The sequence below is a fragment of the Streptomyces lincolnensis genome, from assembly GCF_001685355.1.
Lineage (GTDB): Bacteria > Actinomycetota > Actinomycetes > Streptomycetales > Streptomycetaceae > Streptomyces > Streptomyces lincolnensis.
On sequence record NZ_CP016438.1, the window covers coordinates 5,176,205 to 5,188,193 of the forward strand.

At 69.7% G+C, this 11,989-nt stretch carries 9 protein-coding genes; 3 read left to right on the plus strand and 6 right to left on the minus strand.

Going from position 1 to position 11,989, the window contains the following annotated elements:
• Positions 1 to 72: 72 nt before the first annotated feature.
• The 3 genes from SLINC_RS23060 to SLINC_RS23070 all read right to left on the minus strand — a co-directional run bounded on the left by SLINC_RS23060 (position 73) and on the right by SLINC_RS23070 (position 4,293).
• Positions 73 to 1,368 carry a M18 family aminopeptidase gene (locus SLINC_RS23060; RefSeq protein WP_067436341.1) on the minus strand — a complete coding sequence of 432 codons (1,296 nt, stop codon included), beginning with the start codon at positions 1,366 to 1,368 and terminating at the stop codon, positions 73 to 75.
• Positions 1,369 to 1,456: 88 nt separating this feature from the next.
• Complete coding sequence (locus SLINC_RS23065; protein ID WP_067436344.1) at positions 1,457 to 3,298, minus strand: acyl-CoA dehydrogenase; 1,842 nt, start codon at positions 3,296 to 3,298, stop codon at positions 1,457 to 1,459.
• A gap of 146 nt (positions 3,299 to 3,444) precedes the next feature.
• Complete coding sequence (locus SLINC_RS23070) at positions 3,445 to 4,293, minus strand: intradiol ring-cleavage dioxygenase (protein ID WP_067436347.1); 849 nt, start codon at positions 4,291 to 4,293, stop codon at positions 3,445 to 3,447.
• Positions 4,294 to 4,487: 194 nt separating this feature from the next.
• On the opposite strand from SLINC_RS23070, the gene SLINC_RS23075 reads away from it, so the two are divergent.
• Entirely contained in the window at positions 4,488 to 4,958 is a 471-nt protein-coding gene (locus SLINC_RS23075) for an SseB family protein (RefSeq protein WP_067436351.1), read from the plus strand.
• Between the two features lie 36 nt (positions 4,959 to 4,994).
• Here SLINC_RS23075 and SLINC_RS23080 read toward each other — a convergent pair whose 3' ends face one another.
• Entirely contained in the window at positions 4,995 to 5,726 is a 732-nt protein-coding gene (locus SLINC_RS23080; RefSeq protein ID WP_067436354.1) for a TetR/AcrR family transcriptional regulator C-terminal domain-containing protein, read from the minus strand.
• Positions 5,727 to 5,888: 162 nt separating this feature from the next.
• Here SLINC_RS23080 and SLINC_RS23085 point away from each other — a divergent pair, with 162 nt between their 5' ends.
• Entirely contained in the window at positions 5,889 to 7,430 is a 1,542-nt protein-coding gene (locus tag SLINC_RS23085; protein ID WP_067436357.1) for an MFS transporter, read from the plus strand.
• A 144-nt stretch (positions 7,431 to 7,574) separates the two neighbouring features.
• Entirely contained in the window at positions 7,575 to 8,546 is a 972-nt protein-coding gene (locus SLINC_RS23090) for a pirin family protein (RefSeq protein ID WP_067436360.1), read from the plus strand.
• Between the two features lie 78 nt (positions 8,547 to 8,624).
• On the opposite strand, the gene SLINC_RS23095 is transcribed toward SLINC_RS23090, so the two are convergent.
• Positions 8,625 to 9,503 carry a BRO family protein gene (locus tag SLINC_RS23095; protein WP_067436363.1) on the minus strand — a complete coding sequence of 293 codons (879 nt, stop codon included), beginning with the start codon at positions 9,501 to 9,503 and terminating at the stop codon, positions 8,625 to 8,627.
• Between the two features lie 127 nt (positions 9,504 to 9,630).
• A complete protein-coding gene (locus SLINC_RS46140; protein ID WP_079164674.1) occupies positions 9,631 to 11,889 on the minus strand; it encodes an ATP-binding SpoIIE family protein phosphatase in 2,259 nt (752 codons plus the stop codon).
• Positions 11,890 to 11,989: the final 100 nt, after the last annotated feature.

An 11,989-nucleotide genomic window follows, 5' to 3' on the forward strand; every position in this document is an offset into this window, starting at 1 on the left:
CGTTCCGGTCCGGAACTGCGGGTACCCCCGTTGTCAACCCCCATGCGGCGGAGGCCCGTTCCGGAACGGACGCTACCCCTCCAGGAAGGCCGTCAGCGCGTTCGCCAGCAGGTAGGGGTCCTTGTCGCCGCACAACTCCCGCACGCTGTGCATCGACAGGATCGCCACGCCGATGTCGACGGTCCGGATGCCGTGGCGGGCCGCGGTGATCGGGCCGATCGTGGTGCCGCACGGCATGGAGTTGTTGGACACGAACGACTGGAAGGGCACGCCCGCCTTCTCGCAGGCGGCGGCGAAGACCGCGCGGCCCGAACCGTCCGTCGCGTAGCGGTTGTTGACGTTGACCTTGAGGAGGGGGCCGCCGTTGACGCGCGGGTGGTGGGTGGGGTCGTGCCGCTCCGCGTAGTTGGGGTGCACGGCGTGGCCGGTGTCGGAGGAGAGGCAGACGGTGCCCGCGAAGGCCCGCGCCCGGTCCTCGTACGCCCCTCCGCGCGCGAACACCGAACGCTCCAGCACGTCGCCGAGGAGCGGCCCGTCCGCGCCGGTGTCCGACTGCGAGCCGTTCTCCTCGTGGTCGAAGGCGGCGATCACGGGAATGAACGGCAGGTCCCCGGTCGCGGCGACGGCGGTCAGCGCGGCCGTGGCGGCGTGCACGGACAGCAGGTTGTCCATGCGCGGCCCGGCCACCAGCTCCTGGTCGCGGCCCAGGTAGGCGGGCGGCTCCACGGAGTGCGTCATCAGGTCCCAGCCGGTGACCTCGCCCGCGCCGATCCCGGCCTCCTCCTCCAGGAACGCGATCAGATCGCCCTCGCGGACGTTGTCGCCGAGTCCCCAGATGGGCTGGAGATGGCGCTGCTTGTCGAGCTTGAGGCCCTCCGTGGACACCGCGCGGTCCAGGTGGATGGCGAGCTGCGGCACCCGCAGCAGCGGCCGGTCCACGTTCACCAGGCGCGTCGAGCCGTCCCGCAGGGTCAGCCGGCCCGCCAGCCCCAGGTCGCGGTCGAGCCAGGAGTTCATCAGCGGCCCGCCGTAGATCTCCACGGCCACCTGGCGCCAGCCGTGCGCCCCGGCGTCGGGCATCGGCTTGACCCGCAGGTTGGGCGAGTCGGTGTGGGCGCCCACGATCCGGTACGGGGTGTGCGGCGCGGCACCCTCGGGGACGTACCAGGCCACGATCGCACCGCCGCGCAGCACGTACTTCCCGCCGGCCGAGCCCTCCCACGCGTCCGTCTCCGAGACCTGGCGGAAACCGGCCTTCTCCAGCCGCTCGGCGGCGCTGGCCACCGCGTGGTACGGCGACGGACTGGCCGTCAGGAACGTCATGAGGTCGTCGGTGTGGCCGCGGTCGAAGCGGGAGGGTGCGCTCATGGGGTTCACCTTAACGACGTAAGAAGGCCCGCTCCCGGCGATGGGGAGCGGGCCTCGGGCAAGCGATGTGCGGCTGTACGGGTGTGTCCTAGAACGCGGCCTCGTCCAGCTCCATCAGGTCCAGCTCGACGCCCTCGGCGATCTTGCGGGCCAGCGTCACGCCGGGCAGGACGTCGGCCGCGAAGAACTTCGCCGCCGCGATCTTGCCGGTGTAGAAGGCCACGTCCTTGGCCGAAACGGCCTTGGTGGAGGCGGCCTCCAGCTTCTCGGCGGCGACCGCGGCGCCCCTGAGCAGCAGGTAGCCGACGACGACGTCACCGGAGGCCATCAGCAGGCGGGTGGTGTTCAGGCCCACCTTGTAGATGTTCTTGACGTCCTGCTCGGTGGCCGCGAGGTCGGTCAGCATCAGGCCGACGATGGCCTCCAGCTCGACGGCCGCCTTGGCCAGGTGCTCGCGGGCCCCGGCCAGCTCGTCGCCGCCGGTGCCGAGCGCCAGGAACTTCTTGATGTCCTCGGCGAGGGAGTTCAGCGCCGCGCCCTGGTTGCGGACGATCTTCCGGAAGAAGAAGTCCTGGCCCTGGATCGCGGTGGTGCCCTCGTACAGGGTGTCGATCTTGGCGTCGCGGATGTACTGCTCGATCGGGTACTCCTGGAGGAACCCGGAGCCGCCGAAGGTCTGGAGCGACTGGGCGAGCTGCTCGTAGCCCTTCTCGGAGCCGTAGCCCTTGACGATCGGCAGCAGCAGGTCGTTCAGCGCCTCCAGGGCGGAGAAGTCCTCGCCCGCCGCCTCCTTGACCTGGATCTCGTCCTGGACGGCGGCCGTGTGGAGGACGAGGGCGCGCATGCCCTCCGCGTACGCCTTCTGCGTCATCAGCGAACGGCGTACGTCGGGGTGGTGGGTGATGGTGACCTTCGGCGCGGTCTTGTCCATGAAGTTCGCCAGGTCGGGACCCTGGACGCGCTCCTTGGCGTACTCCAGCGCGTTCAGGTAGCCCGTCGACAGCGTGGAGATCGCCTTCGTGCCGACCATCATGCGGGCGAACTCGATGATGCGGAACATCTGGCGGATGCCGTCGTGCTTGTCGCCGATCAGCCAGCCCTTGGCGGGGTGCCGGTCGCCGAAGGTCATCTCGCAGGTGTTGGAGGCCTTCAGGCCCATCTTGTGCTCGACGTTGGTGGCGTAGACGCCGTTGCGCTCGCCCAGCTCGCCGGTCTCGAAGTCGAAGAGGTACTTCGGGACGAGGAAGAGGGACAGGCCCTTGGTGCCGGGGCCGTGGCCCTCGGGACGCGCGAGGACGTAGTGGAGGATGTTCTCCTCCATGTCGTGCTCACCGGAGGTGATGAACCGCTTCACGCCCTCGATGTGCCAGGAGCCGTCCTCCTGCTGGACCGCCTTGGTGCGGCCGGCGCCGACGTCGGAACCCGCGTCGGGCTCGGTGAGGACCATCGTGGAGCCCCACTGCTTCTCCACGGCGACCTTGGCGATGTGCTTCTGGACCTCGTTGCCCTCCTCGAAGAGGATGCCGGCGAACGCGGGGCCCGAGGAGTACATCCAGACGGCCGGGTTGGCGCCCAGGATCAGCTCGGCGAAGGCCCAGATCAGGGAGCGGGGCGAGGTGGTGCCGCCGATCTCCTCGGGCAGGCCGAGCCGCCAGTACTCGGAGTCCATGAAGGCCTTGTAGCTCTTCTTGAAGGACGCCGGTACGGGCGCGGTGTTCGTCTCGGGGTCGAAGACCGGCGGGGTGCGGTCGCCGTCCGTGAAGGACTCCGCCAGTTCGTTCTCCGCGAGACGCGTCAGCTCCTCAAGGATGCTCTTCGCGGTCTCGACGTCCATCTCCTCGAACGGACCGGTGCCGTACAGCTTGTCGCGTCCGAGCACCTCGAAGAGATTGAACTCGATGTCGCGGAGATTCGACTTGTAGTGCCCCATGGAAACGGCTCCGTAAGAAAGGGATCGGCGAGGCACTCGTTCCTCGCGCTGGTTCACGTACCAACAAGTAGCTACGATGATGCTACCCGTCGGTAATAAGTCGCAACCCCGATCCACTCATCTGTGACAGGTCACACCGGAACGGTTCACACCGGCACGGTCAGGCTCGCGGTGTACCCCCGCCCGGTGCTCCCCGTGACCGTCGCGAGCTGCTGGTCGTGGCCGTCGCGGAAGACCATGTCCGACTCCAGGGACAGCTCGCCAAGGTTGCGCACGCTCTCGCCGTAGCCGTCGGTGGCGTACACCGTCTCGCTCACGTCCTGCGGCAGCGCGAGCTGCGAGGTGTTCGTGATGGACCGGGCCGCCGTGGCGTCGGCCAGACTGCCGAAGACCTCGAAGTGGACGTGCGGCCAGCGGCCCGGGTAGCAGCCCGGGAAGATGCTCTTGAACGTGACCCGCCCCTGGTCGTCCGCCTCCTGGACGCCGCGCAGATAGTTCTCGTCCGTCACGCCGTCGTTGTACAGGGAGTACCTGCCCTCCCGGTCGCACTGCCAGATGTAGACGGCGGCGCCCTTCTTGGGGGTGCCGCAGCCGGAGGCGGCGTCCACCACCGTGAGCGTGATCGTCAGCGGCACGCCCTCGGCGGTGCCGCCCGCGGAGTCGCCGAAGCTCCTGGTGACGTCGCTGCGCACGACACCGCTCTCCTTGAGGACGTTCACGCCGTTGGAACCGTCGCCGGGGAAGGGGCCCTCGGTCTCCTCCGGGATTGGCGCGCACTCGACGGAGGCGTCGGTGGCCGGCGAGGAGGCGTCACCCGGGGACGCCTGGGAGGAGGGCGCCGAAGCGGCCGTCCCGTCCTCCGACGAGCAGCCCACCAGCGGAACCAGGCTCGCCCCCGCCATCAGCCGGATCATCCGGCGGCGGGCCAGGACGGGAAGGTCGTAGGAGAGTCCCCTGTCGTGCTCGTGGACCTCATCGCCGTGGTGTCCGTGCATGGCTGTCCCCTTGCCCGTCCGGTGCCGTTCCGGTGCGCTCGGTTCCGGTGCTGTTGTCTGACAACACAGACGTTATGAGCGGGGACGGCTAGAACACCAGGCCAGGGGCTGTCAAGTCACTGTCGATCCCCTGTCGGTTTGCCCGCCCACCCCGTAGCGGCCCGCCCCCCGGCCGTGGTCGGTACGCTTGCGGCATGTACGGCTACGACCAGAACGTCGGCGCACAGCAGCAGTACGCCCCGCCGCAGCAGCCCATGTCCGGCGGCAACGGCTACGGCCAGCAGGCGCCGCTCTACCCCGAGCCGTCCCCGCCCTCGCTCGCGGACGCCGTGCGCGCCTTCACCACCGGGCAGATCACCGCCGAGGACTTCCAGCAGATCTTCGCGACCTCGAAGGTCTACTGCCCGCGCGGCGACAACCCCGGCTTCCTCGCCCTGCACAACACCCAGCAGCCGGTGATCCCCATGTTCACCTCGCTCAAGGAGCTGCGCCGGTACGCGGGCAAGGAGTCCAAGTACTTCGTCATCACCGGCGCCGAGGTCATCGACCTGCTCCCCACCGGCTACGGCTTCGTCCTCGACATGGAGGGCGAGCACCGCATGGTCTTCGACGCGAAGGCCGTGGAGCAGATGGTCGAGTTCGCGATGCGGCGGATGTACGGCTGAGCCGGCACCGGCACCGGCCGCGCTCGCGGCCGTATGTCAGCGGGCGAGCCGCACCTCCAGGCCGTCCAGGACGATGTCCAGGGCGTAGGCGAACTTGGCGTCCCGCAGGGCCACCGGGTCGGCGATCGTCTCCGCGGTCACCGCATAGCCCTTGGCCAGATGCTCGTGCCCGTCGACGGCCTGCTGGGCGGCGGGCAGCAGACGGGCGATGAAGTCGGCCTCGCTCTCGCCCGAGCGGGCGACCGTGAGAAGCCAGGCGGCCTCCGTCGTGCTCATGCCGATGACGTACGACAGCACGGCGTCGATCGCGCCGTTCGGATCCTCGAAGCCGGCCACCGCGAACAGGGTGGCCAGGCGCTCCGAGTACGACATCAGGTTCGGGCCGAGATAGGCGAGCCCGGCCTGTCCGAGCACCGAGGACAGCCAGGGGTGCCGTAGCGCCGTCGTACGGAAGGAGCGGGCCGCCTCCGCGACGGCCGGGCGCCAGTCGGGGCCGTCCGACGACGGTACGTGGATCTCGGCGGCCACCTCGTCCACCGCCAGCTCCATCAGCTCGTCCTTGGTGGCGACGTGCCGGTAGAGGGAGGCGGCACCGGCGTTCAGCCGGGTGGCGAGCTTGCGCATGCTCAGCGCCTCGATGCCCTCGGCGTCCAGCATGACGATCGCCTCGCGCACGATCGCGGCCCGGCTGAGCGTGGGCTGGTCGGGCTTGTGCTCCGGGCGGGCCCATACGGACGGAATCGGATGCTGTGTCGCCCTGTCTGCCATGGCACTCCTCGGACTCTTCGGTGGGTGCGGGACTCTTCGTTGCATACGGCGTATGGCGTACGACGTTCGCATCCAGCGTACAGTGATAAGAGGTTGCGAACACTGTTCCGCTGTGCGTACAGTGTTCGCATCGAAGGAACGGTGTTCTCGAAGGGGAGTCCGATGGAAACCGAAGCGCGCAACCCACGACGTTGGTGGATCCTCGTCGTGCTCTGCCTGAGCACGCTGGTCCTGGTGGTCGACAACATGGCCCTGACCGTCGCGGTGCCCGCCATGACCGCCGACATCGGTGCGAGCGCCCAGGACACCCAGTGGATCCTCGACTCCTACATCCTGGTCTTCGCGGGCCTCCTGCTGACCTCGGGCAGCCTGGGCGACCGCTTCGGCCGGCGGAAGGTGATGCTGATCGGCCTGGTGCTCTTCGGAGCGGCCTCACTGGCCGCGTCCTTCTGTGAGGGCCCCGGCGAGGTGATCGCCGTCCGCATAGCAATGGGTGTCGGAGGCGCGCTGATCATGCCGTCGACCCTCTCGATCCTCATCACCGTCTTCGACGAGGACGAGCGCGGCAAGGCGATGGCGGCCTGGGGCTCGGTGTCGATGCTGGGCCTGGTCGGCAGCCCGGTCCTGGGCGGGGTCCTGATCGAGCACTTCTCCTGGCAGGCGATCTTCTTCATCAACGTGCCCGTCGTCGTCCTGGCCCTCGTCGCCGGGCTGACCCTCATGCCGGAGTCGAAGGCGCCCTGGCAGAAGCCGGACCCGCTCGGCGCGGTGCTCTCCGCGGTGGGCATGACCGCCCTGGTCTGGTGGATCATCGAGCTCCCGCAGCACGGGGCCTTCGGCGGCCGGGCGACCCTCACCCTGGTCACCGCGGTCCTGGCCCTGGCCGGCTTCGTGGTCTGGGAGAACGTCACGAAGTCGCCCATGGTCCCGCTGGTCCTCTTCAAGCACCGCAACTTCAGCGGGGGTTCGCTCTCCCTGGCCCTCGTCCAGATCGGCAACGGCGGTCTCCTGCTGGTCCTCACCCAGTACCTCCAGTTCGTGCTCGACTACTCGGCGATGGAGGCGGGCCTGGCGTTCCTGCCGCTGGCGGTCGCGGCGCTGGTCGGCAACGGGGTGGGCGTCAAACTCGCCGCCACCTACGGCAACCGGTGGGTGATCTTCACGGGGATGCTGGTGATGGTGGCCTGCTTCGCCCTGATGGCCACGGTCTCGGCCGACTCCGGCTTCACGGTCCCGGCGGTGGCCCTGGGCCTGCTCGGTCTCGGTGCGGGTCTCGCGATGCCGGCCGCGGTCAACGCGCTGATGGGCACGATCCCCGAGGACAAGGCGGGCGTCGGCTCGGCCCTGAACGACACCGTCCAGCAGGCCGGTACCGCCCTCGGGATCGCGATCCTCGGCTCGCTGCTGTCGAGCGGGTTCGCGTCCAGGATGCCGGCCGGGGTGCCCGAGGAGGCCCGGCACTCGATCGCGGGGGCGCTGGCCGCCGCCGACGGCGACGCGGGGCTGGTGCGCGCGGCCCGCGAGGCCTTCACCGCCTCCATGTCCATGACCTTCGCGGTGAGCGCGATCGGTGTCCTGGTGGCGGCGGTGCTGGCGGCGCTGGTGATGCGGGACGGGAAGGGTGGGAGAGGTGCTGGCGGTGACCGGGCCGGGGCGGCGGCGGCCGGCGAGAACGACGCGAAGAAGGCGGAACTCGTCGCCTGATCCGCTCGGGTCCAGTTGGATGAAGGTCGGGGTTCCTGTGAGGGGGCCCTGACTTTTCTGTGGGAATGCCTCCCGGACTTTCGTCGTTGGGGGTGGCAGAAAGTTCAACGCTCAACTAAACTCGGAGCACGAGGAGGTACCGACATGCCTGCAGTGACCGTCGAGAACCCGCTGACGCTGCCGCGCGTCGCCGCACCCGCCGACGCCGTGGCCCGTCCCGTACTCACCGTCACGACCGCTCCGAGCGGTTTTGAGGGCGAGGGCTTCCCGGTGCGACGGGCGTTCGCCGGGATCAATTACCGGCATCTGGATCCGTTCATCATGATGGATCAGATGGGGGAGGTGGACTATGCGCCGGGTGCGCCGAAGGGCACCCCTTGGCATCCGCACCGCGGCTTCGAGACCGTCACCTACATCATCGACGGCATCTTCGACCACCACGACTCCAACGGTGGTGGCGGCACCATCACCAACGGCGACACCCAGTGGATGACGGCCGGCGCGGGGCTGCTGCACATCGAGGCGCCGCCGGAGCACCTGGTCATGTCCGGCGGCCTCTTCCACGGCCTCCAGCTGTGGGTGAACCTCCCCGCCAAGGACAAGATGATGGCGCCGCGGTACCAGGACATCCGGGGCGGGAACGTGCAGTTGCTCGCCTCTCCGGACGGTGGCGCGCTCCTGCGGGTCATCGCCGGTGAGCTGGACGGCCATGCCGGTCCCGGTATCACCCACACCCCGATCACGATGATCCACGCGACGCTGGCGCCGGGGGCGGAGCTGACCCTGCCGTGGCGCGAGGACTTCAACGGACTGGCGTACGTGCTGGCGGGCCGGGGTGCGGTGGGTGCCGAGCGGCGGCCCATCCATCTGGGCCAGACCGCCGTCTTCGGCGCGGGTGGCTCCCTGACCGTCCGCGCGGACGAGCAGCAGGACTCCCACACGCCGGACCTGGAGGTCGTCCTCCTGGGCGGCCGGCCGATCCGTGAGCCGATGGCGCACTACGGGCCGTTCGTGATGAACACCCGTGAGGAGTTGCAGCAGGCGTTCGACGATTTCCAGAAGGGCCGGCTGGGGACGATCCCCGCGGTTCATGGAATGACTGAGGGCGGGCTGTAGGTCCGGTACGGTACGACAAGGCCCGAAGCCGCAAGTTGGAGTTGCGACTTCGGGCCTGTTTTCGTGGGGTGCTCGTCGCTACGGCAGGACGTAGACCGGTGCGCCGTCGGGGGTGCATCCCGCCTGGCGCATGCAGCCCCTTCTGAGCAGCATGCGCAGGCAGTCGTGGACCCGCTCGCGCGGCAGGCCGGTGCGGTGGGCGATCTCCGTCACGGTGTGGTGGGCGCCGCCGTTGAGCAGAGTCGGGGCCAGGTAGGCGGCGACCGCGTGGACGTCCTCGGTGACGACGAGGTTCTTCTCCTTCCAGGACGCGAGAAGTTCCTGAGGTGTCAACTTCGAGGCCGGCCGGTTCTCCGGACGGGGCCTAAGGGACTCGGCGATGTCCTTCAGGCTGCCGCTGATCTGCCGTAGCAGGTCATTGCGCTCTCCTGCGAGAGCCGACTGCATCTCGTCCGCCTCAAGGTTGCGCTGTTCGAGACGGACGATGGCGTCGGCGACCTGTTGGGGCATGACGTAGGCGGGGGCGCCGGTGCCGGGGATCTGCGCGGGGGACGGTTCCAGGGAGTAGGAACCGTCGCGCTGGACGGTGGCGATGACTTCGGAGGCCCAGGCCTTGAAGGGCTGAGCCGATGGTTTGGTGCAGCCGTTGACCAACCGGATCAGACCCTGGAGGTCCACGAGATTCATGTCTCGGCGCCACTCCCGACCTGCGGGAATGCCGAGACCGTGCCCTCCAGTTACGGTCTCGAGAATCTCTCGGTGCTCTGCGGGGACATGGTCCGCCAGAGTCTTCCGGGGGTTGCTGTACCCCAGTTCCTTGAGTACATCCGCGACGGGGAACCAGTGCGTCCCGTCCGGCATCGTCAGCCTCCGCATCCGCGCCCCCGTGGCCGCGTACACGAAGTCATTGATGTCGATCGCGTCCTGCTGCTGTTCCTTGTTGTTCTGCTCGTACATCGAGCATCACCTCCGCTCAGGAAGCTAGGCAGCAGAGGATGCAACTCGTGTCCGAAGCAAGCATGTTCACCCGATATGGGGAAGAGGCAGGCGTCTGAGGGACGCGGCGCGAGGGTCGGCCGATTGGTTACTCCGGCAGGGACAGGTCCGAAGGGTCCGCCGTCGACTCGTAGAGCTCGAACCAGATGCTCTTGCCCTCGCCGCGGGGGTCCACGCCCCACGCGTCCGCGAGGAGTTCGATGAGCATCAGGCCGCGCCCGGAGGAGGCCAGTTCGCCGGGTCTGCGTTTGTGGGGGAGGTCGTCGCTGGTGTCGGTGACCTCCACTCGCATACGGCGGTCGCCAGGGCCGCCCCGTACCTCGGCCAGGAGGAGGGCGTCGGTGTCGGTGTGGACGAGGACGTTGGTGAGCGTCTCGGACAGGAGGAGGACCGCGGAGTCGACCTGGTCCGCCGAGGCCCAGTCGTGCAGCAGCTCGCGCAGTTGCTGGCGGGCCACCGCCACCCGCTCCGGCTCGGCCTGGGCGACCGAGAGCATCGTGCGGCGGACGGTCGGGCGGACCGTCACCGGCTCGCCGCAACCGCAGCCGTCCCCCTCCCGGCACAGCAGCAGGACGGCTATGTCGTCCTCGCGACGGTCCACGAGCGGGCCGGTGGTGTGGTGGGAGGAGGGGCCGTGCACGGCCTGGACCAGGGCGTCGGCCAGTTCCTCCAGGTCGCCCTGGTGGTCTTCGAGGATCGAGCGGATGCGCTTCCAGCCGGTCTCGATGTCGTGGCCGCCGGTCTCGATCAGACCGTCGGTGCACAGGAGGAGCGTTTCGCCGGGTTCGAGGGTGATCCGGGTGGTGGGGTAGTCGGCGTCCGGGTCGATGCCGAGGGGCAGGCCGCCGGCCGTCGGACGGTTCAGGACCGTGCCGTCCGCCATCCGGATCGCCGGGTCGGGGTGGCCGGCGCGGGCGACGTCCAGGATGCCGGTCGTGGGGTCGGCCTCGATGTAGAGGCAGGTCGCGAAGCGGAGGTCGGCGAGGAGGTCGTCCCTGGCGCCGACACCAACACCGGCTCCAACACCAACACCGGCACCAGATCCGACACCAGCACCGGCACCCGCCCCGCTTCCGCCCCCCGACGTCCCCCCACCGCCCTCCCCCTCCCGGTAGCCGTCCGTCATCCCGTGCAGGAAGCGGGAGGCCCGGGAGAGGACCGCGTCGGGCCGGTGGCCCTCCGAGGCGTAGGCGCGCAGGGCGATGCGGAGCTGGCCCATCAGACCGGCCGCCCGGACGTCGTGGCCCTGGACGTCGCCGATGACCAGGGCGAAGCGGCCGTTGGGCAGCGGGATCATGTCGTACCAGTCGCCGCCGACCTGGAGGCCGCCGCCGGTGGGGACATAGCGGGCGGCCACGCTCATGCCGGGTATGCGAGGGCCGAGCTTGGGGAGCATGGAGCGCTGGAGGCCGTCGGTCAGCTCCCGTTCCGACTCGGTGACGCCCGCGCGGGACAGGGCCTGCGCGAGCATCCGGGCGACGGTGGTCAGGACGGAACGCTCGTCGGGGGTGAAGGCCACCGGGTAGGTGAAGGCCGCCATCCAGGCGCCCAGGGTGCGGCCGGCCACGATCAGGGGCAGGAACGCCCAGGACTGCCGGCCGAAGTCCTGCGCGAGGGGCCAGGTCGCCGGGTAGCGGGACTTGTACTCCTCGGGGGAGGAGAGATAGACGGCGCGGCCGGTGCGGACGACCTCGGCGGCCGGGTAGTCCGTGTCCAGGGCCATGTGGGAGAAGGGGCCCTCGTCGCCGTGCCGGTGTCCGTGCTGGCCGATGATCGTCAGACGGTCCCCCGCCAGGCCGAAGACGGCCAGGCCGTCCGGCGAGAACCCGGGCATGGACAGGCCGGCGGCGACCCGCAGCACCTCGGCCGTGGAGCGGGCCTCGGCCAGGGCGCGCCCCGCGTCCAGCAGGAACGCCTCGCGGGAGCGGCGCCAGTCACCGGTGACCGGGGTGCGGGCCGCGCTGCCCGGGGAGGGTTCGGTGACCTCCTGGAGGGTGCCGAACAGGGCGTACATCCCGCTGGCCGGGTCGACGACCGGCTTGGAGCGGCTGCGGACGGTGCGGATCACCCGGCCCCGTTCGTCCATGACCCGCAGCCGGGCCTCGGCGAGGGTGCCCTCGGCGACGGCGAGATGGACGATGCCGTCGATCTCGTTCCAGTCGACGGGGTGGAAACGGGCGCGGGCCTGGGCCTCGGTCAGGGTGACCTGCTCGGCGGGCAGCCCCATGAGCCGCGCGGCCTCGGCGTCCAGCATGACGAGTTCCGCGTCGTTGTCCCAGCGCCACAGACCGGTCGCGAGGGCGGCGAGTACCTGCCCCACGGCGGGCAGGGGCTCACCAGTGCGCATTGGCCCACTGTAGGAAAGTCTTGTCCAGAACGGCCACCCATGTCCGTGGGCATTAATGGTGGGGAGTCCGGCTTGGGGCGGCCGGTACCCTTGGGATGCC

What these genes read in the sequence shown, in the direction of transcription:
- SLINC_RS23060 (WP_067436341.1), bottom strand. Translation starts at nt 1,368, where the DNA reads ATGAGCGCACCCTCCCGCTTCGACCGCGGCCACACCGACGACCTCATG.
- SLINC_RS23070 (WP_067436347.1), bottom strand. Translation starts at nt 4,293, where the DNA reads ATGCACGGACACCACGGCGATGAGGTCCACGAGCACGACAGGGGACTC.
- SLINC_RS23065 (WP_067436344.1), bottom strand. Translation starts at nt 3,298, where the DNA reads ATGGGGCACTACAAGTCGAATCTCCGCGACATCGAGTTCAATCTCTTC.
- SLINC_RS23095 (WP_067436363.1), bottom strand. Translation starts at nt 9,503, where the DNA reads ATGTACGAGCAGAACAACAAGGAACAGCAGCAGGACGCGATCGACATC.
- SLINC_RS23090 (WP_067436360.1), top strand. Translation starts at nt 7,575, where the DNA reads ATGCCTGCAGTGACCGTCGAGAACCCGCTGACGCTGCCGCGCGTCGCC.
- SLINC_RS23085 (WP_067436357.1), top strand. Translation starts at nt 5,889, where the DNA reads ATGGAAACCGAAGCGCGCAACCCACGACGTTGGTGGATCCTCGTCGTG.
- SLINC_RS23080 (WP_067436354.1), bottom strand. Translation starts at nt 5,726, where the DNA reads ATGGCAGACAGGGCGACACAGCATCCGATTCCGTCCGTATGGGCCCGC.
- SLINC_RS23075 (WP_067436351.1), top strand. Translation starts at nt 4,488, where the DNA reads ATGTACGGCTACGACCAGAACGTCGGCGCACAGCAGCAGTACGCCCCG.
- SLINC_RS46140 (WP_079164674.1), bottom strand. Translation starts at nt 11,889, where the DNA reads ATGCGCACTGGTGAGCCCCTGCCCGCCGTGGGGCAGGTACTCGCCGCC.